24 protein-coding genes are annotated in these 26,064 nt (G+C 71.3%); 15 read left to right on the top strand and 9 right to left on the bottom strand.

The features are described 5' to 3' along the window. Nucleotides 1–8: 8 nt before the first annotated feature. From ABEB28_RS12870 to ABEB28_RS12855, 4 genes are all read right to left on the bottom strand, one after another. Nucleotides 9–1,052 (bottom strand): RDD family protein, encoded by a 1,044-nt coding sequence (locus ABEB28_RS12870; protein WP_345728279.1) that lies wholly within the window; start codon nt 1,050–1,052, stop codon nt 9–11. Nucleotides 1,053–1,503: 451 nt separating this feature from the next. Then, nucleotides 1,504–2,910, bottom strand: coding sequence for a YlbE family protein (locus ABEB28_RS12865; RefSeq protein WP_345728278.1), 1,407 nt, complete (start codon nt 2,908–2,910; stop codon nt 1,504–1,506). Beyond that, the gene (locus tag ABEB28_RS12860) at nt 2,907–4,421 is read right to left on the bottom strand and encodes an AllF/FdrA family protein (RefSeq protein ID WP_345728277.1); all 1,515 of its coding nucleotides are present in this window, start codon (nt 4,419–4,421) and stop codon (nt 2,907–2,909) included. Before ABEB28_RS12860 ends, ABEB28_RS12865 begins: the two co-directional genes overlap by 4 nt. After that, nucleotides 4,418–5,287, bottom strand: a complete 870-nt coding sequence (locus ABEB28_RS12855; RefSeq protein ID WP_345728276.1) for an oxamate carbamoyltransferase subunit AllH family protein — start codon at nt 5,285–5,287, stop codon at nt 4,418–4,420. The genes ABEB28_RS12860 and ABEB28_RS12855 overlap by 4 nt, the downstream gene beginning before the upstream one ends. 103 nt (nt 5,288–5,390) lie before the next feature. Between ABEB28_RS12855 and ABEB28_RS12850 the strand changes: the two genes are divergently transcribed. Beyond that, nucleotides 5,391–7,037 carry a PucR family transcriptional regulator gene (locus ABEB28_RS12850; RefSeq protein WP_345728275.1) on the top strand — a complete coding sequence of 549 codons (1,647 nt, stop codon included), beginning with the start codon at nt 5,391–5,393 and terminating at the stop codon, nt 7,035–7,037. 24 nt (nt 7,038–7,061) lie between these two features. Here ABEB28_RS12850 and ABEB28_RS12845 read toward each other — a convergent pair whose 3' ends face one another. Together ABEB28_RS12845 and ABEB28_RS12840 are read right to left on the bottom strand one after the other, a co-directional pair. Beyond that, entirely contained in the window at nt 7,062–7,544 is a 483-nt protein-coding gene (locus tag ABEB28_RS12845; protein ID WP_345728274.1) for an OsmC family protein, read from the bottom strand. 32 nt (nt 7,545–7,576) lie between these two features. After that, complete coding sequence (locus ABEB28_RS12840) at nt 7,577–8,527, bottom strand: DMT family transporter (RefSeq protein ID WP_345728273.1); 951 nt, start codon at nt 8,525–8,527, stop codon at nt 7,577–7,579. 292 nt (nt 8,528–8,819) lie between these two features. Here ABEB28_RS12840 and ABEB28_RS12835 point away from each other — a divergent pair, with 292 nt between their 5' ends. The 9 genes from ABEB28_RS12835 (at nt 8,820) to ABEB28_RS12795 (ending at nt 18,933) form a co-directional block, all read left to right on the top strand. After that, a complete protein-coding gene (locus ABEB28_RS12835) occupies nt 8,820–10,298 on the top strand; it encodes a uracil-xanthine permease family protein (RefSeq protein WP_345728272.1) in 1,479 nt (492 codons plus the stop codon). Between the two features lie 151 nt (nt 10,299–10,449). Continuing rightward, entirely contained in the window at nt 10,450–11,334 is an 885-nt protein-coding gene (locus tag ABEB28_RS12830; protein WP_345728271.1) for an FAD binding domain-containing protein, read from the top strand. Then, the gene (locus tag ABEB28_RS12825) at nt 11,331–11,831 is read left to right on the top strand and encodes a (2Fe-2S)-binding protein (protein ID WP_345728270.1); all 501 of its coding nucleotides are present in this window, start codon (nt 11,331–11,333) and stop codon (nt 11,829–11,831) included. The genes ABEB28_RS12830 and ABEB28_RS12825 overlap by 4 nt, the downstream gene beginning before the upstream one ends. Next, nucleotides 11,831–14,242 (top strand): aerobic carbon-monoxide dehydrogenase large subunit, encoded by a 2,412-nt coding sequence (cutA, locus tag ABEB28_RS12820; protein ID WP_345728269.1) that lies wholly within the window; start codon nt 11,831–11,833, stop codon nt 14,240–14,242. The genes ABEB28_RS12825 and cutA overlap by 1 nt, the downstream gene beginning before the upstream one ends. Beyond that, entirely contained in the window at nt 14,243–14,959 is a 717-nt protein-coding gene (locus ABEB28_RS12815; RefSeq protein ID WP_345728268.1) for an SRPBCC family protein, read from the top strand. A 10-nt stretch (nt 14,960–14,969) separates the two neighbouring features. Continuing rightward, complete coding sequence (locus ABEB28_RS12810) at nt 14,970–15,869, top strand: carbon-nitrogen hydrolase family protein (protein ID WP_345728267.1); 900 nt, start codon at nt 14,970–14,972, stop codon at nt 15,867–15,869. Between the two features lie 170 nt (nt 15,870–16,039). Continuing rightward, nucleotides 16,040–17,311: an amidohydrolase family protein gene (locus ABEB28_RS12805; RefSeq protein ID WP_345728266.1), complete on the top strand. Its 1,272-nt coding sequence runs from the start codon at nt 16,040–16,042 to the stop codon at nt 17,309–17,311. Between the two features lie 54 nt (nt 17,312–17,365). Next, nucleotides 17,366–18,241, top strand: coding sequence for an NAD(P)H-binding protein (locus ABEB28_RS12800; protein WP_376980310.1), 876 nt, complete (start codon nt 17,366–17,368; stop codon nt 18,239–18,241). Nucleotides 18,242–18,318: 77 nt separating this feature from the next. Continuing rightward, the gene (locus ABEB28_RS12795; protein WP_376980308.1) at nt 18,319–18,933 is read left to right on the top strand and encodes a TetR family transcriptional regulator; all 615 of its coding nucleotides are present in this window, start codon (nt 18,319–18,321) and stop codon (nt 18,931–18,933) included. A gap of 39 nt (nt 18,934–18,972) precedes the next feature. Here the strand turns inward: ABEB28_RS12795 and ABEB28_RS12790 are convergent, their stop codons facing one another. Continuing rightward, complete coding sequence (locus ABEB28_RS12790; protein WP_345728264.1) at nt 18,973–19,413, bottom strand: nitroreductase family deazaflavin-dependent oxidoreductase; 441 nt, start codon at nt 19,411–19,413, stop codon at nt 18,973–18,975. 107 nt (nt 19,414–19,520) lie between these two features. Between ABEB28_RS12790 and ABEB28_RS12785 the strand changes: the two genes are divergently transcribed. The 4 genes from ABEB28_RS12785 to ABEB28_RS12770 are packed head-to-tail and all read left to right on the top strand — an operon-like array spanning nt 19,521 to nt 21,926. Then, nucleotides 19,521–19,928, top strand: coding sequence for an Mpo1-like protein (locus ABEB28_RS12785; RefSeq protein WP_345728263.1), 408 nt, complete (start codon nt 19,521–19,523; stop codon nt 19,926–19,928). Next, entirely contained in the window at nt 19,925–20,437 is a 513-nt protein-coding gene (locus ABEB28_RS12780; RefSeq protein ID WP_345728262.1) for an RNA polymerase sigma factor, read from the top strand. The genes ABEB28_RS12785 and ABEB28_RS12780 overlap by 4 nt, the downstream gene beginning before the upstream one ends. Then, a complete protein-coding gene (locus tag ABEB28_RS12775) occupies nt 20,430–21,047 on the top strand; it encodes a VOC family protein (protein WP_345728261.1) in 618 nt (205 codons plus the stop codon). The genes ABEB28_RS12780 and ABEB28_RS12775 overlap by 8 nt, the downstream gene beginning before the upstream one ends. 33 nt (nt 21,048–21,080) lie before the next feature. Further along, nucleotides 21,081–21,926 carry an NAD-dependent protein deacetylase gene (locus tag ABEB28_RS12770; RefSeq protein ID WP_345728260.1) on the top strand — a complete coding sequence of 282 codons (846 nt, stop codon included), beginning with the start codon at nt 21,081–21,083 and terminating at the stop codon, nt 21,924–21,926. 14 nt (nt 21,927–21,940) lie between these two features. Here the strand turns inward: ABEB28_RS12770 and ABEB28_RS12765 are convergent, their stop codons facing one another. Together ABEB28_RS12765 and ABEB28_RS12760 are read right to left on the bottom strand one after the other, a co-directional pair. After that, nucleotides 21,941–23,194 (bottom strand): RNA polymerase sigma factor, encoded by a 1,254-nt coding sequence (locus tag ABEB28_RS12765; RefSeq protein WP_345728259.1) that lies wholly within the window; start codon nt 23,192–23,194, stop codon nt 21,941–21,943. Between the two features lie 84 nt (nt 23,195–23,278). Continuing rightward, nucleotides 23,279–23,632, bottom strand: coding sequence for a YciI family protein (locus tag ABEB28_RS12760; RefSeq protein ID WP_345728258.1), 354 nt, complete (start codon nt 23,630–23,632; stop codon nt 23,279–23,281). Nucleotides 23,633–23,992: 360 nt separating this feature from the next. Between ABEB28_RS12760 and ABEB28_RS12755 the strand changes: the two genes are divergently transcribed. Next, complete coding sequence (locus ABEB28_RS12755; RefSeq protein WP_345728257.1) at nt 23,993–26,035, top strand: hydantoinase/oxoprolinase family protein; 2,043 nt, start codon at nt 23,993–23,995, stop codon at nt 26,033–26,035. The last annotated feature ends 29 nt before the right edge of the window (nt 26,036–26,064 follow it).

Here is a 26,064-nt window from a genome sequence, read left to right as displayed (position 1 = left end):
GGTGGTGGTCAGCGCGGCTTCTTCGGTTCGGACGACGGCCCGCCGGTCACCGGCACGGCTGCGGACCGCACGACGATCGACGTCACCGCCTTGTCGTGCAGGCACTGCCGAGCCGGTCGGTCCCACGTGCACCAGAGCAGGTCGGCGAGCTGCAGGGGCAGGCCGCACAGGAAGCTCACCGCCGGGCTCGGCAGCATCAGGATCAGCCAGCGGCGGATCGACTGGCCGAACGTCAGCGTGTGGTCGTCGAGGACGCGGATGACGCGGATGCCGACGATGCGTTTGCCGAGCGTCTGCCCGCTGTTGGCGGTGCCGGGGACCTCGTAGGCGAACCAGAGGCCGATCGTCAGGACGAAGATGATCCAGTTCAGCCGGCTCGCCTCGGCGGACAGCGTCTCCTTGCCGAGCAGGATGTCGTTGATGTTGGGCCCGACCTGCTCCGCGAACTGCAGGTAGAAGTACCCGTTGACGACCAGGCACAGCAGGAACACCGCGATGATGTCGATGACGCGAGCCAGCACGCGGAGCCCGAGCGGCGCCAGCCGGGTCGTGTCGATCGGCATCACGGCGGTGGAGCCCGGCACCCGGATGTGGCCGGGCGGTACCGGCGGGAGCAGGGTCTGCTGCTGACCCCAGCGCGTTTTCTTGGCACCCGGGGCGCCGGGCGCGTTCGGTCCGCCCGGGAAGCCCGATCCGCCAGGGAAACCCGGGCCTTGCTGGGTACCTGGAGCGCTCGGCCCGCCGGGGAAGCCGGGTGCCCCGGATGCGCCCGGGACACTCGGGCTGGGGCCGGCCGGGCCGGTTCCCGACGGGCCGGGAGCACCCGACGGGCCGGGAGCGCCGGGCGGCGTCCAGGTGGAGTTCCAGCCGGAGCCGCTCTGGGTCGGTGCGGCGGGTGCCGCTGGGGAGGTGCTCACCGGCGCGGCCGGTGGCGGGCCGGGGGGCGGCGTGGCGTCGACGGGCAGCGGGGCGCCGAGCCACTGCTCGCCGTCCCAGTAACGCTGCGTGTCCGGATCCGCCGGGTCGGGATACCAACCGGGGATCGGGGTCACCGGATCACCTCACCGATTCTGCTGTTGTTACAGGTCCTCCCGCCATCCTGCCGTACGGCGGGAAGTGGCAGCCCACCACACAGGGACGACGAGAATTATTCAGCTCTCCGCGTGGTCCAGCTCAGGACGCTGCGCGAGGTCGGCTGAATAGCCTGTAAACGCAGAGCCGCCGCTTCACGTGCCGGGGGGCGGTGGCAGGTGAAGCGGCGGCATGCGTGGTTCGTCCGGCTGCGGGGGGTGCCGAGTCGAACCGGGCCGGTCGGACCATGGGGGTGGGCCGTCCGGTGTTGATGCGAGGGCCGCCGTGGGGTCCGATCTCCGGCGTCGCGGGGGGGTCCGCAGGAGGGGCAGCGACCCTCGCACCTCCGACATCGGCGTCGGCCCCGGTGACCGCAGACAATTCTGGCCGTGCCACCCAGGCGCACCCGCCGCGCTCCCGCCGCGGCAAAACTCAGGCGAGCGGCGGTGCGGCCTCGGCGAGTGCGTCGAGCGCGCCCACGAAGCACTCCATCGGCGGTGTCACCAGACCCGCCCCCACCTGGCCGACGCCGGCCACGCGTCCGGCCATGCCGGTGTTGATCTGCGGCAGCACGCCGCTCCGGACGACCTTCGTGACGTCGATGCCGGTCGCCGCCCCGCGGAAGTCCAGGATCGGCAGCGCGTAGGCCGGGTTCTCGCCGGTCGTGATCCCGTACATCTCCCGGCTGGTGCGCAGCGCGTCCGACACCGTGCCGCCGACGAACCGGACGATCGCCGGGGCGCTCGCCATCGCGAATCCGCCGATCCCCGCCGTCTCGGTGATCGCGGAGTCGCCGATGTCCGGGTTCGCGTCCTCCGGGCCGTACGACCCGAGGAACAGGCCCTGCGGAGTGTTCGCCGGTCCGGTGAACCACTGGTCGCCGGTGCCGGACACCTGGATCCCGAAGTCCGTTCCGTTGCGGGCCATCGTCGTGACGACCGTCGACCCGGGGATCCCGGACGCCGCCGCTGTTTGCAGCTTGCAGGCCGGCATGACGAGGTTCAGGAAGAAGTGGTCGTTGCCTCCGATGAAGCGCGCCACGTCGGCCACGTCGGCGGACGCGACCCCGGCGTCGATCATCGCGGGCAGCAGGTCACGCAGCAGCATCAGCGTGCCTGCCCGGTTCCGGTTGTGGCCCTCGTCGCCCATCTGGACCATCTGCGCGATGATCCCCTTGACGTCCACCGGCCCGTGTCGGCGCACCGCGGCCTGCAGCGCGGGCCCCAGCACCGCCGACATCCAGCGCAGCCGGTCGATCACCTCCGGTCCGTAAGCGCCGTAGCGCAGGACCTTCCCGAGCCCTTCGTTCAGCGAGCACCACGACGTCCGGTCGTGGGCTTCGTCGCGGAGGACGAACACCCACATCGACGGCGACACGACGCCCGCCATCGGGCCGACCCCACCGTCGGAGTGGCACGGTGCCCACTCGACCGCGCCACCGGACAGCAATTGCTCAGCCGACGAAGCGTCAGAAGCCAACCCTTCCAGCAGTGCCGCGCCGATCAACGCCCCACGCAACGGCCCGGACGCGCGTTCCCAGTCGATCGGCGGCCCGGCGTGCCGGAACTGTCCCGACTCCAACCCGACGACCTCGGACGCAGGTCGCACGTCGACGAGCGTCGCGCCGGCAGCGAGCATCCGGTCGAGCGCCGTGGCGTTCGCCGCCACCCGCCGCGGATCGGCCATCACCCGCGCGAGCGCGTCCGGCGCGCCGGCCGGCGGCTGCCAGGTCACCGGCGTCACGGCCGCGGCCTGGGCGGTCAGCGCCTCGGTGAACAGGTCGACGCCGACGGTGACCACCGACGGCTCGCCGTCCAACAGCCCGGAGAAAGTGCTCATTCGGTCACCTCGGCAGGGTTCAGGATCGCGACCGCCTCACGAGCGGCTTCGGCATTGGACGAGAACACCCGGGCGCCGACGCCCTGCAGTGCGGTGGCCTGACGCTCCAGGCCCTGCGGATCGCCCGCGCTACCGACGAGCGCGACCACCACGTCGAACGCGCGGTCGGCGGCGAGCACCGCGGCCGCGATCGCGGGTGCCAGCTCACCGGCCGGGTCGGGGTGTGCGCCGTGTCCGAGCACGACGTCGAGCAGCACCACGCGGCAGGACGGATCGGCGGCCTCGGTGGCCAGCCGCTCCAGTCGAAGCGTCCCGTCGATCATCGGGTGCGGACGCCCCGCGGTCAGCGTGTCGTCGCCGAAGTCGATCATCACGTGCCCGTCGGCCTTCAGATCGCGGGCCAACGCCCAGGAAGGCTCCAGCGGGATGTTCGACCTGATCGGGCCGAGCGCCGCCGACGCGATCACCATCGCCTCGTCGCAGAGCGTTCCGCCGCTGAACAACCCGCGCAGCGAACCGGAGCCGGAACCGAACGGCGCCGCCAGGTCGCGCGGTTCGTCCGACGGCAACCACCGTGGCCACGGCGACGGCGCCGACCGGCCGAGCGCACCCAGCACCTCGGTCACGACCGCGGTCAGGTCCGGGCGACCGCTGCCCAGAAGCCCGAACACCACGGGCTTCGAGAGTTTCTCCGCGTGCGCACGGACCCGGGACGCCACCTCGTCCGCAGGCGGCTTGGAGATCACCAGGATCACCTCGGTCGCCGGGTCGGCGTCGAGCGCGTCGAGCGCGGCCAGCGTCGAGCGACCGGCGACCGCAGTGGACAGGTCGCGTCCGCCGACGCCCAGGCAGTGCGAGACGCCCACGCCTGCGGCGTCGAGCAGCGTCATGGCCTGTTGTGCGCCGGTGCCGGACGCCGCGACGAGCCCGACCGGACCTGGCCGGACGACGTTCGCGAAACCGAGGCCGACGCCGCCGACGACCGCGGTGCCGCAGTCCGGGCCCATGACGATCAGCCCTCGTTCGGCCGCGCGGTCCTTCAGCGCGATCTCCTGCTCGACCGGCACGTTGTCGCTGAACACCAGCACCGACGCGCCGGCGTCCAGGGCGTCCATCGCGTCGGTGAACGCGTAACGACCGGGGGTGGAGATCAGCGCGAGCGTCGCCCCTGCGGTGTTCACTGCTGCGCCGACGGTACGAGGAGGCGGGAGCGTGGTGTCCCCGGTCGGCTGCGGTGTCTTGGCCGCCAGCGCTGCCTCCAGCGCCGCGAGTGCGGCGTCCCGGGCGGCCTCGTCGACGGCGGCGATCGCCACCACCATGTCGCCGGCCGTGGCGTCGTCCGGAATCCCGAAGCCCATCCCGGCGATCAGCTCGAGGTTCAGTTCGGTACCCATCGCGACCATCGCGCCGGTCACCCCGTCGAGCGCACCGACGGCCTGGCTGACTCCGAGTAGCTGGACCGAGTCGCGGTACGTCCCGCGCCGCAGCTCAATATGGTGCAAAGCAGTCACTCTGCCATCCTTCCGGTGGGGTGCAGCGCGTGCGTCGGCCCGGTCAGGACCGACAACGCCAGGTCGACGCCGAGCAGCAGGCCGAACCCCGAGGAGTGCCCGACCCGGAGCAGGGCACTGATCGCGGGTTCCAGCCGAGCGGCGGAGTCGGTGAGGACGGCGGCGAGCTCGGGAATGCACTCGCCGCGGGCGGCGTGGGCCAGGAGCGCCGCGGAGACGGGCGTGGTGGCGATCCCCGGTCGGGCTGCCAGCTCCCCGGAGACCATCGAGCCCAGCACGTGTGCCGCTGGGTGGCTCGCGGCGTTCAGCGTGACCAGCGCGCCCGCCAGGACGTCGTCGCCGAGCGGCGTCAGCCCGTCGCCCCGTCCCAGCAACGCCCGCACCCCGTCGGCTGCGCCCGTCGAGCCCGTCGAGCCCGTCGCGTCGGTCAGCGCGGTGGCGAGTTGCGCCGCGAGTTCCTGGATCGCCGGGTCGAACTCCCCGGCCGGCCCGTTCGGCGACGCTGCCAACTCGCGAAGTGCCCGCTGCCTGGCGTCCGCATGAAGAAGGTGCACCTGTGGGCGGGACGGTCGCCACCAGCGGGTGACCGCGGCCGATGCGCCGGAGGCCAGTCGGATCCGGCCCTCGCCGACCCAGGCGGTCGAGCCGACAGCGGCGGTCGGCACCGCGACGCCGGGCCCCAGGACCAGCGCGCAGGGCACCCGAACCGCGTCCGCGGCCGTGAGGCAGAGTGCGGGGATCTCCGGATCGAGCGTGTCGACGTAGAGCGCTCGGGAGAGCGAGGCCGTCACCGGTACGGCGCGGACCGGTCCGGTCAGCACCGGGGCGAGCGAGACGGACGCCGAGCACGGCAGCACCTGCGTCACCCCCGTCCGAGCCTCTTCGGGTGCCGAAACCCCCGGCCCACGTGGCCGACGGTAAGGCCGCGTCTACCGTGTCGGCATGGGAAGAATTGCCAAGGATGGCCGGGTGCCTTCGGCCAACTTGACGGCGTCCCCCGTGGGGTTGCCGGTACGTGACGTGCTCGAGGCGAGCTCGCTGGCGGGCGCACGCGTGCTCGCCGGCGAGGCCGGTCTCGACCGGGTCGTGCAGCGGCTCAACGTCATGGAGGTCCCGGACATCCTGCCCTGGGTGAAGCCGCACGAACTGCTGCTCACCACCGGCTACCCGCTGCGGAACAACCCAACCGATCTGGTCGACCTGGTCCGCGAGCTGGACGAGCGAGGCCTGGCCGCGCTCGCGGTCAAGCTGCACCGTTACCTGGACGAGCTGCCTGCCGAGGTGCTGGCCGAGGCCGACCGGCGGGGCTTCCCGATCATCGAGGTCGCCGAGGCCGTGGGCTTCGACGACATCCTCAACGAAGTGCTGAGCGCGCTGTTGCACCGGCAGGCTGCGGTGCTGGCCCGCTCGGACGAGGTGCACCGGGCGCTGGTGAGCGTCGTCCTGGAGGGTGGTGGGCTGAACGACCTGGCGGCTGAGCTGACCCGCATCCTCGGTGGCCCGGTCATCGTCACGACGCCGGACGGTCGGGTGATCGCCCGGGCGGGTGACCAGGACGGCCTGTCCGACACCGGCTGTTTCGACCCCACTGGCCGGTTCCGTGTCGACGACGAGCCGACCGGTGTCCGTCCGCACGAGGGCGGGTTCCACACGACGGTGCCGGTGGTCGCCGGCCGGATCGACCACGGGCGCATCGTGGCGTTCTCCGACGCTCCGCTGGACGCCGCGGACGTGTACTCGCTGGAGCGCGCCGCCACCGTGGCCGCGCTGGCGGTGACCAAACAGCTGGCGATCGACGCGGTCGAGGGCAAGTACCGGGCGGACTTCCTCCGCGACCTCCTTACCGGCAGGGTGGAGGACGTGCCGACCGCGGTCGCGCACGCGCGGACGCTCGGCTGGGACGTCGAGCGGCCGTTGGTGGCGGTGGTCGCCGAGCTCGACCCGGTCACGGTGCCCAGTGGGGCGGCCCCGGAGCTGCGTCCGGTGCAGGAGCGGTTCGCCACCGCGTGGCAGTCGGTGGTGCGGTGGCGCGACCCGAAGGCACCGGTCGTCAACTTCAACCAGGAGGTCGTCGTTCTGCTCGGGCTGCCGTCCGGGGGTGGGGGCGCCGACGTGATCGAGCGGGCGGTCAACGAACTCGTACGGCAGGTCGTCGGTGACGGGGGCGGAGGACGGCGGTCGTTCTCGCTGGGCATCTCCCGGCCGGCGTTGACCCCGCAGGAGCTGCCGCGGGCGTACGAGCAGGCGCGGAAGGCGGTCCGGATCGGGCGTCGGCTGCACGGCGACGGCGCTCGGGCGAGCTTCGACCGCCTGGGCGTGCACCGACTGCTGTCGCTGATCCCGGACACCGCGGAGCTGCGCGGGTTCGTCGAGGAGGTGCTCGGCGAGCTGGCGGCGGACACGCCGGAGAACGCGGACCTGCGGCGGACGCTGGCGGTGCTGCTGGAGACGAACTGCACGGTGGCCGAGGCCGCGCGGCGGCTGCATTTCCACTACAACACGCTGCGGTACCGGATCACGAAGCTGGAGAAGCTGGTCGGTCCGTTCACCGACGACGCCGCTCTCCGCCTCGACCTAGCACTCGCCCTTCGCGTCTTGGAGATCCGCGGGTTGTAGGGCACGCGGGCGGCCGGGCCTGCGTCAGCGGTCGGCGACGACGACCGTTGGCTCGTGGTGGACCGGGAAGTTCACCGAGGCCGCGATGAAGCAGCGGGCGCTGGCGTCGCGGTGCAGGCGGCTCGCGAGGTCCTGCTTCCCCGCGCTGTCCCGGGCCAGCGTCACCCGGGGGTGCAGAACGACCTCGGTGAAGCGCCCACCGCCGCCCGGCGTCTGCGTCATCGACCCGGTCGGTGTGTCGGCGTATGCGCTGACGATCACTCCGGCCTCGACGCAGACGTGCAGGTACGACATCAGATGACACCCGGAGAGCGCTGCGAGCAGCAGGAGTTCGGGATTCCAGCGGTCGGTTTCACCCCGGAACGCGGGGTCGGACGACCCCAGCAGGGGAGGTCGGCCCTCCGAGGTCACCTCGTGCGACCGGCTGTACGCCCGGTACGCGCTGGTTCCGGTGCCCTGGTTACCCGTCCAGACCAGGCCCAACTCGTAGTTGTGGACCGCTACCACCCTGGTGCTCTCCTAAGCTGAAGTTTCGACCGTCAGGAATTCGTCGGGACCTGCGGCCGCTGCTGGGTGCCCGGCTCGCCGCGGTCGTCGGTCGTCGGACGCCGCGGTGTCCGAATCAGTGCGACGCCGACCAGTACGACCGCGGTGCCGACGATCGTGCTCGGCGTGATCTGCTCGTCCAGCACCAACCAGCCGAGCACCGCGGCCACTACGGGCAACAAATAGACCACGACCGACGCCGCCGGCCCGACGTCCGCTACCTGGCGGATGTTGAGCACGGTCGCCATGCCGGTGCAGAACGCGCCCAACGCGATCGTGGCGACGATGACGTCCGGCCCCAGCCGGACGCCGTCCAGCGAGTGCGGGCCGGCGACCGGGAGCGCGATCAGCGCGAGCGCGGTGCCGGCCACCAGCTGTCCGGCGGCGAGCGCGATCGGCGGCCGGTCGACGCGCGCCATGTATCGATCGATGTAGATGTAGCTGGCGCCGTAGCTGGCCGCTGCGATCATGCCGAGCACTGTCGGGACGACCGGCAGGCGATCGCCGGGTGGCCAGGCGCCGACCACCAGCAGCGTGCCGACCAGGCCGGCGAGCAGGCCGGCGACGTACCGCCCGGGAATCCGCCCGGAAGTGCCCAGACAGACACCGATGGCGAGCGTCCAGAGCGGCGTGGTGGCGTTCAGCGTGCCGCCGACGTGCGAGTCGATCGACCGCACCGCGTGGGCGAACAGGAGCAGCGGGATCACGTGGCCGATCGCGGCCAGCACGCCGAGGTGCACCCAGACGCGCGGCTCGGCGGGGATCCGGACGCCGCGGATTCGGCAGATCGCGAGCAACAGCGCCGAGCCCAGCGCGAGCCGGACCACGGTGAGGACGCCCGGCGGGAGGCCCCGCAGCGCGATGGCGGCCCACAGAAAACTCGAACCCCACAGTGCTGCCAGCACTACCAGCCGGACGAAAGCTGCGCGTCCGGTAATTCCCATAGTGGTACCGACGCTAGGTCTTACGTCCGGTTCAATTGATACCGCTGTGACTGCGGTCGAACCGGCCGAGCGTCGCTCAGACTCGTGTCGTACGTGTTGCTATCGCGTCACGCGGGCGACAATCACTGACAGATCGACCACCCCCTGGGCAGTTTCCGCCAAGGGACGAGGCCCGAGTCGGTGTTGTCTTGACCATGAGACCCAGGTCACCGTGGCCGGATATTCGTCGTCATCCTCCGAGGGTGGCCCTGGACCGCCCTCACACCGGGGCGGCTGAGAAGGGGTTCGGGCCATGGCTCTCTTTGGGTGGAGTGTCGTACACGGAGGCAAAGCACCGCCGCCGGGCGAGGTCGTCCGTCCGGAAGAACGGCTCTCGTGGCCCCGGACGGTCGGCCTCGGCGCCCAGCACGTGGTCGCGATGTTCGGAGCGACGTTCGTCTTCCCGCTGATCATGGGGCTGAACCCGCAGCTCGCGATCATGATGAGCGGTATCGCGACGATCCTCTTCCTGCTGATCGTCAGCGGCAAGGTCCCCAGCTACCTGGGCACGTCGGCGTCGTTCGTCGGCGGCGTGGCGGCGATCCGCGCGCAGGGCGGCGACTCAGCCGAGGTGACCGGCGCGATCCTCGTCGCCGGCGTGGTGCTCGCGCTCGTCGGTGTGCTGATCCACTTCGTCGGCTCGAGAGCGATCTACAGCGTGCTGCCGCCGGTCGTCACCGGTGCCGTCGTCATGCTGATCGGGTTCAACCTCGCCCCGGTGGTGGCCGGTACGTACTGGCCGCAGGACCAGTGGATCGCGCTGATCACGATGGTGTTCGTCATCGTGGTCGCGGTCGGCGTCCGGGGCTTCCTCGGCCGGATCGCGATTTTCCTTGCACTGCTGTTCGGTTACGCCCTGTCCTGGGTGTTCGACCGCATCTTCGGCCAGATCACCTCGTACGACGCCGCTGCCGCCAAGGAGACGACGCACTGGCGCGTGAACTGGGACGGTGTCGAGGCGGCGAACTGGATCGGCTTCCCGCCGCACACCGAGGGTGACGTCGTCGGCTGGCACGCGCCGTCCTTCTCGATCGCGGCCATCCTGCTGGTCCTGCCTGCCGTGATCGCGTTGATCGCGGAGAACGCCGGTCACGTCAAGGCGGTCGCCGAGATGACCGGTGACGACCTCGACCCGGTGATGGGCCGTGCGATCGCCGGTGACGGTGTCGGCACGGTGATCGCGTCCGCGGTCGGCGGCTCGCCCACCACGACGTACGCGGAGAACATCGGTGTCATGGCCGCGACCCGGGTCTACTCGACCGCGGCGTACTACGTGGCCGCGATCGTCGCGATCCTGTTCGGATTTTCACCGAAGTTCGGCGCGGTCGTCTCGGCGACGCCGGGCGGTGTGCTCGGCGGCATCACGGTCGTGCTCTACGGCATGATCGGCCTGCTCGGAGCCAAGATCTGGAAGGAGAACCGGGTCGACTTCGCCAACCCGATCAACCTGGTTCCGGCCGCGGCCGGGATCATCATCGGTATCGGCGGCGTCAGCCTGGTCTTCACCGACGACTTCTCGCTCTCCGGCATCGCGCTCGGCACGATCGTGACCGTGGCCGGCTTCCACCTGGCGAAGGCGATCGCTCCGCCGCACCTCAAGGAGATGTGGCTCGCCGAGCGCACTCCGCGGCCCACCTCCGACGACGACGGAGCAGCGGAGACCGCCGCGGGTAAGGACGCCGGTGGCGCGATCCTCGTCGTCGACGAACCCGGCGCCTACAAGGAGCCGTAAGCGTTGTTTCACGGTCGGCGAGCGGCCTCGCGCCGCTCGCCGACCGACCAGCCCGGGCCGGCGACCTACCGGCCGCCCGGGAGAGCCGTTCCGGGGCGTTCACCAGCGACGTTGCTGGGTCGCCCTGGACTTCTTGGGGGACTATCGCGGCATGAAACCATCGGCGTTCGAGTACCACCGTCCGGAGACGCTCGAGGAAGCGCTGACCGTCCTGGCCGAGCTGGACGGGGACGGAAAGGTGCTGGCCGGAGGCCAGAGTCTGGTTCCGATGCTCAACATGCGGCTGGCGGCGCCTGCCCATCTGGTGGACATCAATCGGCTCTCCGAACTCGCGCGGATCGACGTGACGCCGGACGCCGTCACCGTGGGTGCGATCGCCCGGCACGCCGAGGTGGAGCACTCCGCGGACGCCGAGCGGGTGCTGCCGCTGCTGCGTCAGGCGCTCTCCCACGTGGCGCACCCGACGATCCGCAATCGCGGCACCACGGTCGGCAGCATCGTGCACGCGGACCCGGCCGGCGAGATGCCGTCGGTGCTGGCGCTGCTGGGTGGTTCGGTGCAGCTGGCTTCCGTCTCCGGTTCGCGGGCGGTGCCGGTCGACGATTTCTTCCTGGCGCCGCTGGAGTCGGCGACCCGCCCCGGCGAGGTGGCGACCAGCGTGACGTTCCCGATCCCGCCACCGCACACCGGTACCGCGTGGCTGGAGGTGTCCCGCCGGCACGGCGACTACGCGATGTGCGGACTGGGTGCGCTGGTGACCCTCGACGAGGACCTGCGGATCTCCGCGGCTCGCGCCACGTACGTATCGATGGGCCCGACGCCGGTGACCGTGGACTTCACCGAACTTGTCGGAGGCCGTTCCTACGATGCTGCTGACTGGGCCGCCGCCGCGCGCCTCGTGGGCTCGGTCGTCGAACCCGAGGAAGACATCCACGCCACCGCCGAGTACCGGCGGCATCTCGCCGGGGTGCTGACCGGCCGGGCGTTGAAGGCTGCTGCCGCGCATGCGGTGGCGCGAACGGAGGTTGCGGCATGAGCGCCACCGAGACCACGCACGACGTGACGTTCACCGTCAACGGCGTGCTGCGCACCGCGTCCGTGCCGGCCCGGCGGTTGCTCGCCGACGCGCTCCGGCACGACCTCGGCCTCACCGGTACGCACCTCGGTTGCGAGCACGGCGTCTGCGGTTCGTGCACGGTGCTGGTCGACGGCCGTCCGATGCGCTCCTGCCTGCTGTTCGCGGTGAGCGTCGACGGCGCCGAGATCACGACCGTCGAGGGTTGTCTCGCTCCGGACGGCGGGCTCGGCCCGGTGCAGCAGGCGTTCGTCGACTGCCACGGGCTCCAGTGCGGCTTCTGCACGCCCGGCTTCGTCACGACGATCACCGCGTACCTGCGCGAGAACCCGGACCCGACCGAGGAGGAGGCGCGGGAGGCGATCGGCGGCAACCTCTGCCGGTGCACCGGCTACCAGAACATCGTGAAGTCGGTGCTGCGAGCCGCGGAGATCCAGCAGGAGCAGGGGGCAATCTGATGGCGACCCGCGCGTTCGGGGTCCCGATGACCCGTCGGGAAGACCCCCGTCTGGTGTCCGGCAACGGCCGCTACTTGGACGACCTGGGCGAGGGCGCGCTCGCGGTGGCGTTCGTCCGCTCTCCGCACGCCCACGCCCGGATTCTGGACGTCGACGTCACCGACGCGCTCGAGGTCGAGGGCCTGGTCGCGATCTACACCTACGAAGACCTCGCCGACGACCCGAATCCGCGGGTGTCCGAGCCGCTCCCGCTGCTGATCCCGCACCCCGCCCTGCACGCTCCCCGGGTCAACACCCCGCTGGCCGACGGCATCGTCCGCCACGTCGGTGAGGCCGTCGTCATGGTCGTGGCCGCCGACCGCTACGTGGCCGAGGACGCCTGCGACCGGATCCGGGTGGAGTACGAGGCGCTGCCCGCGGTCGTCGGGCTACCGGCCGCACGAGAGGCCGCGCATCGCGTCCACGCGGACGTGCCGGACAACGTGTCGGCACACCTCGTCCAGGAGGTCGGGGACGCGCCGGCCGCGATCGCCGCCGCGCCGCACACACTCAGCCTGGACCTGGACATCGAGCGCTCGGCGTCGATGCCGATGGAGGGCAAGGGTGTCTACGCGCGCTGGGATGCCGGCGACCGCTCGTTGCGGGTCTACACCTCGACGCAGGCATCCACCTCGGTGCGGTTCGCGCTGGCCGCGAAGCTCGATCTGCCGGTCGACCGGGTCGAGGTGATCGCGCCGGACGTCGGTGGTGGCTTCGGCGTCAAGATCGTGCACCCCTGGCCCGAGGAGGTGCTGATCCCGTGGGCGGCGATCAAGCTCGGCCGTGAGGTCAAGTGGGTGGAGGACCGGCGCGAGCACTTCATCAGCTCCACGCACGAGCGGGGGCAGCTCCAGAAGGTCACGGTCGGCTTCGACGACGAGGGGCACGTCCTCGGGCTCGACGTCGAGTTCTGGCACGACAACGGCGCCTACACGCCCTACGGCATCATCGTTCCGATCGTCACCTCCACCCAGCTGCTCGGCCCGTACAAGCCCGGCGCGTACCGGGTCGAGTTCCGGTCGATGTACACCAACACGGTCACGGTGACGCCGTACCGAGGGGCCGGTCGTCCGCAGGGTGTGTTCGCGATGGAACGCACGATGGACGCGATCGCGGATCGCCTCGGTCTGGACCGCGCGGAGGTGCGTCGCCGGAACTTCATCCAGCCCGAAGACATGCCCTACGACCACCACCTGACGTTCCAGGACGGTCGGCCGCTGATCTACGACTCCGGCGACTACCCGACGTCGCTGGAGAAGATCAAGGCGCTGGTCGGCTGGGACGAATTCGAGGCGATCCGGGACGCCGCCCGCGCCGAGGGCCGCAAGGTCGGCATCGGGCTGGCCTGTTACGTGGAAGGCACCGGCCCCGGCCCGTACGAGGGTGCGTTCGTCCGGGTCGAGACCACCGGCAAGGTCGTCGTCGCGACCGGCCTCACCACCCAGGGCCAGGGCCACGAGACGGTGTTCGCGCAGATCGCCGCCGAGGAGCTGGGGGTGCCGGTCGACGACGTCTCGGTCACGACCGGTGACACCCGCCGCTTCAAGTACGCGGTCGGCACGTTCGCGTCCCGCGCGGCGGTGATGAGCGGTAACGCGGTCGCGCTCACCGCCCGGAAGGTCCGCGCGAAGGCGCTGCGGATCGCCGGTGAGGCGCTCGAGGTCGACCCGAAGGACTTGGAGATCGTCGACGGCGTCGTGCGGGTGAAGGGCATGCCGCCGGAGGCCCATGAGGGCATTCCGCTGCGCACGGTCGCGGTGCTCTCCAACCCGCTGCGGTACGCGTTCGACGAGGAGGCCAAGCGGGCCACCCAGTTCGCCGGCACCGCCGACCTGACCAAGCCGCCGATCGACGAGGACGACGAGCCGGGTCTGGAGGCGGTCGACTACTACTCGCCGATCCGCTCGACGTTCGCCAGCGGCATGCACGCGGCGGTCGTGGAAACCGACCCGGAGACCGCCGAGATCAAGATCCTGCGGTACTGCGTCGTGCACGACTGCGGAACGCTGATCAACCCGCGGATCGTCGAGGGTCAGATCCACGGCGGCGTCGCTCAGGGCGTCGGTGGTGCGCTCTACGAGCGGATCGTCTACGACGAGAACGGCCAGCCGCTCAACGCGTCTTACATGGACTTCCTGATTCCGTACGCGTCCGAGGTGCCCACGATCGAGACCGATCACCTCGAGACGCCGTCACCGCTCAACCCGCTCGGGGTGAAGGGCGCCGGTGAGGCCGGCGTCATCCCGTCCGCGGCACTGTTCGCCTCGGCCATCTCGGACGCGGAGGGCTTCTTCGTGACCCGGATGCCGATCTCCCCGTCCGAACTCTGGGCGCTCCGCGAGCAGAACGCTCTGCTGGAAGGAACCAAATAGATGAAGGTCAACGGCAAGGCCACGCTGAACGCCCCGGTGCAGCGGGTGTACGACGCGCTGAACGACCCAGCCGTGCTGGTCCGCACGATCCCCGGCTGCCAGCAGCTGGAGCAGGTCGGCGCGGACGCTTACCGGATGACGGTGACCGCGGGCGTGGCGTCGATCAAGGGCTCGTACGTCGGGGACGTGCGGCTGACCGACCAGCAGGCGCCGACGTCGTTCGTGCTGCGGGCGAAGGGCGCCGGTGCGCCGGGCACGGTGTCGGCGGACGTGCTGGTGACCCTGGAGGACGGTGCGAACGGCACCACGTTGCTCTCGTACGCCGCGGACGCGGTGGTCGGTGGAGCGGTCGGCGGTGTGGGGCAGCGGGTGCTGTCCGGCGTTGCGAAGAAGACCGCGGGTGAGTTCTTCGCCGCCGTCGATTCGCTGCTGAACGCGCCGGCCGAGGCGGCAGCGTTGACCGGCGGCGCAGCCCTGCTCGACGGGGCCCAGTCCGGAGCCGTGGCGGCTGAGGTGGGCTCAGCGGCGCCCGCGGCCGGGCAGGCGTCCGTGGCCGGACCGGCGCCCGCCGCCCCGCGGGTGTTCAACGCGCCGCAGCCGGTGGCCGCGGAGGGCGGCGCGCTGCCCGGCGGCTTCGTCCAGGGCGCGGTCTTCGGCGCCGGGATCGCGCTGCTCGGCGTCCTGGTCGGTGGGCTGATCGGGCGTCGTCGATCGTGAGGGGCCGGGCATGAGGGCGTTCACCGCGGCGGCGGTCCAGATCGCGCCGGAGCCCGGGCCGCTGAGCGCCGCCACGGTGGCGGCGAACCTGGCCCGGTGCGCCGAGTACGTGCGGCGCTGCGTCGAGGAGACCGGCGCCGAGCTGGTCGTGTTGCCGGAGACCGCGACCACCGGCTTCACCACGGGCGTCGGCCCGGAAGCGCTGTGGGACGTCGTCAGCGAGATCCCGGGGCCGGTGACGTCACCGATCCAGGAGGTCGCCCGCTCGCTCGGCGTCCACGTCGTGCTCGGTACCTACGAGCGGGGCACCGACCGGGGCACGGTTTACAACGCGGCGGCGCTGATCGGGCCGTCCGGCGACGTGCTGGGGTCCTACCGCAAGACGCACTTGTTCTGCGGCGAGGGCCGCGGTGACGGCGGCTGGGTGACGCCCGGCGACCGAGCGATCGTCGTCGACACCGAGCTGGGCAAGATCGGGCTGGTCATCTGCTTCGACGGCGACTACCCGGAGCTGGCGCGCATTGAGGCGGTGCTCGGCGCCGAGGTGATCTGCCGTCCGTCGGCGCTGCTGCGGTCGGCGGACCTGTGGGAGCTGACCAGTCGCGCCCGCGCCTACGACAACCACGTGTTCGTCATCGGCGCGAACGCCACCGGCGTCGACCCAGGGGGAACGATCTACTTCGGCAACTCGCTGATCGTCACGCCGATCGCGGAGGTGGTGGCGCGCGGTGCCTCGCACCAGGGCTGGGTCACCGCGCGGCTCGATCCGGCGACCGCGATGGGCTCGCTGACGCCCGGGTCGAGCGTGAAGCAGCGGTTCGACCACCTCGCGGATCGGTCGTTGACCGTGATCGAGCGGCACCTGGACGAGCTCCGCGCCCCGGCCAAGACCCCGTTCCCTCACGGCTGAGGCCCACGCGGGCCCGCCCGCACACTCAGGTCGCGTCCATCCGCGCGCGGCCTGCGTCCATCCCGAGCGCTCAGACCGCGTTCGCCCCGAGGATTTACGTCAAATCCGTCTTCACGCGCGCCGTGGAGGCGGCTTTGACGTAAATCCGCGTCGTTCACTCGGAGGAGACCATGGAACTCCTGGTCACCGACGCGCGGTTGCGGGACGGCCGGGTCGTCGACCTGGCCGTCGCCGACGGGCGCGTACGCATCCACCCGCGCGGCGAGGCCGCACCGGCGCCGGCGGGCGGCACGGCGTCGCTGCCGGGCGGCGTGCGCGTGCTCGCGGCGGAGGGGCGGTTGGTCACCGAGTCGGCGGTGGACTGCCACCTCCACCTCGACAAGGTGCACACGCTCGACCGGGTCGGCGACACCGCGCTCGCCGCGTACACCGGCGGCGACATGGGCGCCGCGATGACGTCGATCGAGCTCGCCAGCGCCGTGAAGACCGGGTACGGCCGCGAGCAGGCGCTGCCCCAGATCCGGCGAGCACTCACCGAGGCGGTCCGCCACGGCACCCTGCACCTCCAGGCGTTCGTCGACGTAGACACCGCAGCGGGGCTGGAAGGGCTCCACGCGGTCAACGCCGCCCGGGCCGAGTTCGCCGACGTGCTCGACGTCCGGATCGTGGCGTTTCCGCAGGACGGAGTCGTGCGCGATCCGGGCGCGGCCGAGCTCTGCGAGGAAGCGTTGACGGCCGGCGCCGACGTCGTCGGCGGGATCCCGTGGATCGAGCACACCGACGCCGACGCGGCGCGCCACGTCGAGTGGGCCTGCGCGCTGGCGGCTCGGCTCGGCAAGCGGGTGGCGATGCTCGTCGACGATGCGGGCGACGCCGGTCTCCGCACCACGGAGCTGCTGGCCACCGCGATGATCGAGCGCGGACTCGTCGGCCGCGGAGTGGCTTGCCACGCCCGCGCCTTGGCGCTCTATCCGCAGCCGACGCTGCTCCGGCTGGCGGGGCTCGCTGCACGGGCCGGGCTGGGTTTCGTGAGTGACCCGCACACCGGGCCGCTGCACCTGCCGGTCGGTCTCTTCCAACAGCTCGGGATCCCAGTGGCGCTCGGACAGGACGACATCGAGGACGCCTACTACCCGTTCGGACGCGACAACCTTTGGGAGGTGGCGTTCCTCGCCGCGCACCTGCTGGAGTTCCGCACCGGCCCAGCGCAGCAGAAGCTGCTCGATCTGGTGACCACCGACGCGGCGCGCGTGCTGGGTATCGAGGGGCATCGGCTCGCCGACGGAGCAGCGGCGAACTTCGTCGTGCACGACGCCGAGCGCATGGTGGACCTGCTGCGACGGCACGCCGCACCACGCTGGGTGGTGTCCCGAGGCCGCGTCGTCGCCGAGACCACCACGGTCACGGTGTTCCCGGCAGCGGACGCTCCACCAATCATGTAACTTGGTAACGAATTTAACCGAGAAACATATTGGTCGAGTGAACAGGGGACGCAAGTGGCACTGGATCTCGTGGACGGACCGGTGCTCGTCACCGGTGCGACCGGACGCGTCGGGAGCCTGGTGGTCGACCTCCTGGGCGACGCTGGGGTGCCGGTTCGTGCCCTCGCGCGTCGCGCCGAGGCGGTGGCGACGCTGCCGCCGAACGTCGAGGTCGTCACGGGTGACCTCACCGTGCCCGAATCGCTGGACGCCGCGCTGCGAGACGTCAGCGCCGTCTTCCTCGTCTGGACCGCCCCGCCGGCGACCCTCCCGGCCGTGTTCGAACGTCTGGCCGCCCACCCGCGGCGGGTTGTCTTCCTCTCCTCGCCGCACCAAACCCCGCACCCGTTCTTCCAGCAACCGAATCCCACGGCGGCGCTCCACGCCGAGATCGAGCGGCAGATCGGGGACGCCGGGTTGAAGTCGACGATCATCCGGCCCGGGATGTTCGCGTCGAACGCGCTGGCCTGGTGGGCGCCCGCCATCCGGGCGGGAGAGCCTGTCCGGTGGCCCTACGGCGCTGCTGAGACGGCGCCCGTCGACGACCGCGACGTCGCCGCCGTCGCAGCGCGCACCTTGTCTGAGGACGGGCATGCGGGCGGCGACTACGTCCTGACTGGTCCCGAGTCGCTGAGCCAGGCAGAGCAGGTGGACATCATCGGCGACGTCCTGGGACGTCGGATCAGGTTCGAGGAGCTCACGCCCGACGAGTTCCGCCGCGAGACGGCAGGAACCTGGCCGGGCCCGGTCGTGGACATGCTGCTCGCGGCCTGGGGCGCAACGATGGGTAGGCCCGCGCACGTCTCCCCGACGTTGTCCGACATCCTCGGATCGGCACCGCGAACATTCCGCCAAAGCGTCACCGACCAGGCCACCCTGTTCGCGGGCTGATGTCGGGCGTTGCACATTTCTCGCCGCTATACCGGCAAGAAATGTGCAACGCCTCGGCGTGTGACAGATTTGGCGCCGTGACGACGGGACTTCGCGAGCGGAAACGGCGGCGGACGCACGACACGATCTCGGCGGTCGCCATCTCGCTCTTCCTCGAGCGCGGATTCGACGACGTTTCGGTGGCCGACATCGCCGAGGCCGCCGAGGTGTCCAAGCCGACGTTGTTCCGGTACTTCCCGAGCAAGGAAGACCTGGTGCTGCACCGGATCGCCGATCACCAGGGGGAAGCGGCGCGGATCGTCCGGGAGCGCGGTGACGTGGTCGAGCCGATCGACGCGCTGCACCGGCACTTCGTCGACGGCCTGGCGCGCCGGGATCCGGTGACCGGGCTCAACGACCACCCGGAGGTCCTCGCGTTCCACCGCATGGTGTTCGGTACCCGGGCGCTCGCGGCTCGGGTGGTCGCGTATGCGGAGGCGGACGAGGTTGCACTGGCCGAAGCGCTGGCGGAGACGGCGTCGCCCGGGCCGGTGCCGGTGGCGGCCGCTCTGCACGCCGCGCAGATCGTCGCCGTTCAACGCGTGCTGGCCCGGGAGAACTGGCGTCAGCTCATCGAGGGCAGGGCGGCGTCCGACCTCTACCCGGACGCGGTCGCGGCGGCCGACTACGCATTCGCGTCGCTACGGGAATGAACCGTGCCGGGCCGGCGCGGCCCGGCACGGCCGGGGCCGTCAGTCCTCGATCGGGGTGAGCACGAAGACCGGGATCTGGCGGTCGGTCTTCTTCTGGTACTCGGCGTAGTCGGGCCACACCGCCAGCGACCGCTCCCACCAGACCGCGCGCTCGTCGCCGGTGGCCTCGTGCGCCCGGTAGTCCTTCTTCACCGCGCCGTCCTGGAGCTCGACGTGCGGGTTCTTGACCAGGTTGTAGTACCAAACGGGGTTCTCCGGAGCGCCGCCCTTCGACGCGACGACGGCGTACTCGCCCTCGTGCTCCACCCGCATCAGCGGCGTCTTGCGCAGCTTCCCGGTCTTCGCTCCGACCGAGGTGAGCAGGATGATCGGCACTCCGCGCAGCGTGTTCGCTTTCGCGCCGTTGCTGGCCTCGAACTTCTCGGCCTGCTGGCGGGCCCAATTGGACGGACTCGGCTCGTATTCACCCGTAAGTGGCATGCGCAGAGACTAGTTCAGCAGCTGTCGTTCACCGGTGGCCGCTCACACCCACGGGAAACACCGCAAGCGGCCCCTCCGGCCGACCGGGCGGATTACGCTCGGCCGCCATGGCACCGCGCTTCGAGACCTTCGAGCAGTTCTGGCCGTACTACGTGGCGCGGCACGCCGATGCCGCCACCCGCTGGGCCCATCTCGGCGGATTCGGCGCCGGCTTGCTGGTCGCCGGCCTGGCGCTGCGGAAACGTCGGTCCGCGGCCGCGATCGCGCTGCTGCCGGCGATCCGGTACGCCGCGGCCGCCGCCGCGCACCGGCTGGTCGAGCACAACACGGTCTTCACCCCGCCCCAGGAGCTCAGCCTCGACCAACAGCTCTGGTTCGTCCGGGCCGACGCGCGGATGTGGACGATGATGCTGACCGGCCGGGACGCCGAACTCCAGCTTCTCGCCGACCGCTGGAACACCGAATGCGCGATCGACCGTCGGAGAAGTGAGTCGCCGGTCGATGAACAGGTGTGAGCAGCGAACCGGAGTACACCGACCGCAGCGCCGCGCTGCTGGCGCTGTACGACCGGGTGCTGCCCGACGTCTACGGATACCTGCGGTCCCGATGCGGGAGCGCGACGCTGGCCGAGGACCTCACCGCCGAGACGTTCCTCGCAGCGGTCGTCGCGGTGCGGAGCGGCCGCGATCTGACTCCGGGCTGGCTGGTGACCGTCGCCAGGAACAAGCTGGTCGACCACTGGCGACGCGAGGCGCGTGAGCAGCGCTCCCTGCGTCTCGTCGAGCCACCACCCGAGCAGGACGATCCGTGGGACGCCCAGCTCGACGTCCTGCGGGCCCGGGGTGTTCTCGAGCGGCTCGGGCCGCATCACCGTGCTGCGCTCACGTTGCGGTACGTCGACGATCTGCCGGTGCCGGAGGTGGCCCGGCTACTGGGCCGGACCCTGCACGCGACCGAGGCCCTGATCGTGCGGGCGCGGGCCGCGTTCCGGAGCGCGTACGAGGAGGGCAGCAGCGATGACTGATCCGCTGGACGCTCTTCGCGACCCGGACCCGCGCGAGGCGCCGGACCCGGATTTCGCCGCCGCGCTGCGGGCCCGTCTGGAGGAGGCCCTGGGTCGGCCGCTACCGCTCCGCCACGGGCGTCCGGTCGAACTCCGCCCGGCCGATGCGCTCGACGACGTTCTGCAGTCCGCGTTCGACGAGGCCGAGGAGGCCCTGATGAACACCCCGATCCCGATCCAGGAGTTCACCCCGTACCTCTCGGTGCCCGACGGCCGCCGGGCCATCGCGTTCTACACCGAGGCGTTCGGTGCCGAACTCGTCGACGAGCCGGTCATCATGCCGGACGGCAAGCTCGGCCACGCGACGCTGCGTATCGGCACCACCCGGCTCTTCCTCGCCGAGGAGTTCCCGGAGATGAACCTGCGCGCGCCGTCGAGCCTCGGCGGCGTCAGCGTCACGCTGCACCTGTCGTTCGCCTCCGACGACGACGTGGACGCCGTGGCGGAGCGCGCCGTCGCCGCGGGAGCCATGCTGGAGCGAGCCGTCGTCCCCGGACCGTACGGCCGGGCCGGAGTGGTCGTCGACCCGGCCGGCCACCGCTGGTTCCTCCTGGCCGAGCCCACGTCGTAGGCGGGTTCCGGCGGGCTGAGGCACGATGGTTGGGTGACGCTCACGCTCGCGGAAGCCGCCCTCGGAGAGTTGACGTCGCTGGTGCGATCCGGCGACGTCGTCGTGCTCAGCGGGGCCGGGATCTCCACCGAGTCGGGGATCCCGGATTACCGCGGTCCGTCCGGCGCGTTCCAGCGCAACCACACTCCGATGACCTACCAGGCGTTCACCCGCGACCAGATCGCGCGCCGCCGGTACTGGGCCCGGAGCTTCCTCGGTTGGCGGATGATCTCCGCCGCTGCCCCGAACGACGGCCACCGCGCGGTCGCGCAGCTCGAATCGTGCGGGCTGGTCGAGCGGGTGATCACCCAGAACGTCGACGGGCTGCATCAGGCCGGCGGGGCGCGGGACGTCGTCGAGCTGCACGGCTCGCTCGACCGGGTCGTCTGCCTGGACTGTGGCGAGCTGAGCGACCGCATCGAGCTGGACGATCGGCTCCGCGCGGCCAACCCGGGCTTCGGAACTCCCGTCGACCCGACCACGGTGAACCCCGACGGTGACGTCGACCTGCCGGAGGAGCAGCTCGACGGGTTCGCCGTCGTCGACTGCATCAACTGCGGCGGCGTCCTCAAGCCGGACGTCGTGTTCTTCGGGGAGAGCGTGCCGAAGGACCGGGTCGCCGACTGTCAGGCGACCGTGGACCGCGCTGGGCTCCTGCTCGTGCTGGGGAGCTCGTTGACCGTGTACTCCGGGCGGCGGTTCGTGGTGCAGGCGGCGAAGGCCGGGACGCCGGTGGCGATCGTCAACCAGGGCCCGACGCGCGGCGACGACCACGCGTGTGTCCGCGTCGACGCACCGCTCGGCCCTACGCTCGCGGCCCTCGCGGCGGCCGCGCAGTAGCGGCCGGGCGTCAGCTACTCGGCAGCCGCCGCCCGTTCCAGCAGGAACGCGCGCTCCCGGGCGTTGCGGGCCAGCCCGGCCGCCCGCTCGAACTCCGCCCTGGCCTCCTCACGCCGCCCGAGCTTGGCGAGCAGGTCACCCCGGACGCTCGGCAGCAGGTGGTACTCCCGCAGCGCGGGTTCGCCCGCCAGCTCGTCCACCAGACGTAGCCCGGCCGCCGGTCCGTCGGCCATGCCGTGCGCGACGGCCCGGTTGAGCCGGACGACCGGCGAGGGGGTAGCCAGGGCCAGCTCGTCGTAGAAGCCCGCGATCTTCGTCCAATCGGTGGCCTCGGCGCTCGGCGCGGTCGCATGTTCGGCCGCGATCGCCGCCTGCAACGCGTAGACGCCGTGCGCACCACCGGCGCGGCGGCAGGCGTCCAGCGCGTCCGAGCCGCGGCGGATCGCCAGCTGGTTCCAGCGGCTGCGGTCCTGATCGGCGAGGAGCACCGGAGCGCCGCCCGGGTCGGTGCGCGCCGGTAGCCGCGAAGCCTGGAGGTACATCAACGCGAGTAGCGCCTGCGGCTCCGGCTCCCTGGGCACGATGCCGACGACCAGCCCGGCGAGCCGGATGGCTTCGTCGCAGAGCGCCGGACGCATCCAGTCGTCACCGGCCGTCGCCGAGTAACCCTCGGTGAAGATCAGGTAGATCACCTGCAGGACCGCGGGCAGCCGGCGCATTTGCTCCGTGCGGTCGAGGCTGTCGAGCTCGATGCCCGCCTCGGCCAGCGTCCGCTTGGCCCGGGTGATCCGACGAACCACGGTCGGTTCCGGCACCAGGAACGCGCGGCCGATCTCTTTCGTGGTGAGTCCGCCGAGCAGCCGGAGCGTCAGCGCGATCTGGGACTCGGTGGTGAGGGCGGGGTGGCACGTGACGAGCATCAGCCGCAGCACGTCGTCTTCGATGTGGTCGACCGCGGCGTCGAAGTCCGGCACGACGGTCTCCTCGCTGTCTCGGCCGAGGGTGGTCCGGCCGATCTGCGCCGCGAGCTGCTGGAACCGGTCCGCCCGGCGGAAGTGGTCGACGGCACGGCGCTTGGCCACAGACATCAGCCAGGCGCCCGGGTTGTCGGGCACCCCGGCGTCCGGCCACTGCTCCAGCGCGGCCACCAGCGCGTCGGCCGCGAGGTCCTCGGCCAGGTCGAGATCGTGGGTCATCCGCAGCAGTGCGCCCACCACTCGGGACGATTGCTCGCGCCAGATCCTCGCCACGATGTCGTCGGAGCCCACGGCTCCCGATCAGAGCAGGGCGGCGCGTCCCCCGACAAGACGCGCCCACCCTCACCGGACTGGCTCGGGCCTGGACCGACGGCGTCAGAAGTCGGCGATCTGGCGGATCTCGGACTCGCCCTCCCACCCCGGCCAGTGGTCGACGTGCAGTTGGATGAAGTCCTTCGCGCCGGCGACCGCGTCCTCGAGCGAGTCGTACTCGACGATCGCGTACCCGCCGATGACCTCGGTGGCCTCCGCGAACGGCCCGTCCGACACGATGATCTGCCCGCCCGAGGCCCGCACGGTGGCGCCCGCCGACGTCGGCAGCAGCCCTCCGGTCGACACCAGTCGGCCGGTAGCGGCGAACTCCTCCATGTACTTGCCCATCGCGTCGAACAGCGCCTGCGGCGGATTGCCCTGGTTCTCGCGGGACTTCACCATCTGCAGGAACTTCATCGTCGTTCTCCTCGGCTCGAAAGCGGTCGTCACTTAGTGCGTCGTCTGGTGTCCCCGGGTTCGGACATCGCCTTCGAAGATTTTTTCGAGGCCGCGCGTTGACGACGGTTGCCCAGCCCTTCTCGGCAAGACTTGACGACGAACCTGGCGGATCTTGCCCGTTGAATTCGGGAAGGCCACCTTGCAGTGGCCTCGCTCTCGCGAGGCCCCACCCAGACGTCGGTCCGGTAAGGCGAAGGCCTGTCCGGATACCGCTGTTGTATCCGGACAGGCCTCCAACGCCGCCGGTCGGCGTCTGGGCGGGCCGCAGCAGAGCATGGCCTCTGCAAGGTGGCCTCCATCACAGTTCAGGGAGGGCGGATGGCGCGACGTCTGCGGATCGGGATCGACACCGGCGGCACGTTCACCGATGTGGTCGCGATCGACGAGGAGACCGGTCGGCTCGTCACCACGAAGACCCCGTCCACCCCGTCGGACCCCGCCGAGGGTTTCCTCGACGGCGTCCGGAAGGTGCTCTCGTTGATCGGCGAGGACGCCGAGGTGACCGCGTTCGTGCACGGGACCACCGTCGCCACGAACCAGCTGCTCGAGGGCAAGGTCGGTCGACTGGGCTTCATCACCACCGAAGGCTTCGGCTTCCTGCTGGAGATCGCCAGGCAGAGCGTCCCGGACGGCTACGGCAACTCGTACTTCTGGGTCAAGCCGCCGCGCATCGTCCCCGCTGACCTGGTGAAAACCGTCGGTGGTCGCCTCGACCACACCGGCGCGGAGATCCGCCCGTTCGACGAGGGCCAGGCGCGTGAGGTTGCGCGGTGGTTCCGCGCCGAGGGCGTCGACACGCTCGGCGTCTGCTTCCTGCACGCCTACGCGGACGCCTCTCACGAGCGGAAGATGCGCGACATCCTCGCCGAGGAGCACCCGGGTGCGGTGGTATCGCTCTCCAGCGACGTGCTCCGGGAGTACCGCGAGTACGAGCGCGCGATGACGACACTGGTCGACGCCGCGGTCAAGCCCCGGGTCGGTGCGTACGTTCGCGGTATCGCGGAGCGCCTGCCGGACGGCGTCCCGTTCTACGTGATGAAGTCCAACGGCGGGGTGCTCTCGGCCGAGGAGGTCGTGCACCAGCCGATCACCACCGTGCTGTCCGGCCCGGCGGCGGGCGCGCTCGGCGCTGCGCTGGTCGCCGGCGCCGCCGGGTTCGACAAGGTGCTCACGTGTGACGGTGGGGGCACGTCCACCGACGTCAGCGTCGTGCTCGACGGCGAGCCGACGCTGACCACCGAAGGCACCGTCGGCGCGTACCCGTCCAAGATCCCGATGATCGACGTCGTGACCGTCGGCGCCGGTGGTGGCTCGGTAGCCTGGCTCTCCCGGGAGGGCACGCTCAAGGTCGGCCCCCGCTCGGCCGGCGCCGACCCCGGGCCGCTCTGTTACGGCCGCGGCGGCACCGAGCCCACCGTCACCGACGCGCACGTCGTCCTCGGCCGGATCCCTCCGCACCTGCTCGGCGGCGAGGTCCCGCTCGACGTCGAGGCCGCCCGTAAGGGGCTTCAGGAGCTCGGTGACGCGCTCGGGCTGGACCTGCCCGCGGTCGCGGCCGGCGTGCTGGAGATCTCCGCGTGGAACCAGGCCAACGCGCTCCGACAGGTGACGGTGAAGCGCGGCCTGGACGTCCGTGACTTCACGCTGGTGACGTTCGGCGGCTCCGGCTCGCTGCTGCTCTGCCGGCTGGTCGACATCCTCGGGTGCGCGTCGGTGCTGGTGCCGCGCGATCCGGGCAACCTCTCGGCGTTCGGCCTGCTGACCGTCGACGTGAAGAACGACTACGTGCAGACGCTGGTCTCCAGGCACGAGGCGCTCGACGTCTCCCGGGTGGCCGACGCGTACGCCGCGCTGGAGTCGCAGGCGGCGGCCGCCCTGGACGGCGAAGGGTTCTCCCGCGACGAGCAGCGGTACCTGCGCACCGCCGACCTGCGCTACTACGGTCAGGCGTTCGAGGTGCGGGTTCCGGTCGAGGGCCTCGATCTCGACGCGGCCAGGGACGCGTTCCACGATGCGCACGAACAGACCTACGGCTACAGCTTCCGGGACAAGCCCGAGCAGCAGGTGGAGTGGGTGAACCTGCGGGTCACCGGCGTCGGGCCGATCCGGCGTCCGGAGCTGGTCGAGCTGACGCCCGGCCCGGCGCCCGCGCCGACCGGAACGCGAGAGGTCTGCTTCGACGCCGGTGAGGGGTACCGGGAGACGCCGATCTACTGGCGTCCGGACCTGCGGCCGGGCAACACGATCACCGGCCCGGCGATCGTGGAGGAGTACGGCTCGACGGTGCCGCTCCACCCCGGCTTCACGGCGGAGATCGACCGCTTCGGCAACCTGATCATCACGAAGGAGGCCGCCGCGTGACCGGCCCGGCTGTCGACCCGATCGTCCTC

Source organism: Cryptosporangium minutisporangium (genome assembly GCF_039536245.1).
In the GTDB taxonomy this organism is placed as follows: domain Bacteria; phylum Actinomycetota; class Actinomycetes; order Mycobacteriales; family Cryptosporangiaceae; genus Cryptosporangium; species Cryptosporangium minutisporangium.
This window is presented reverse-complemented; position numbering and strand designations above follow the sequence as displayed.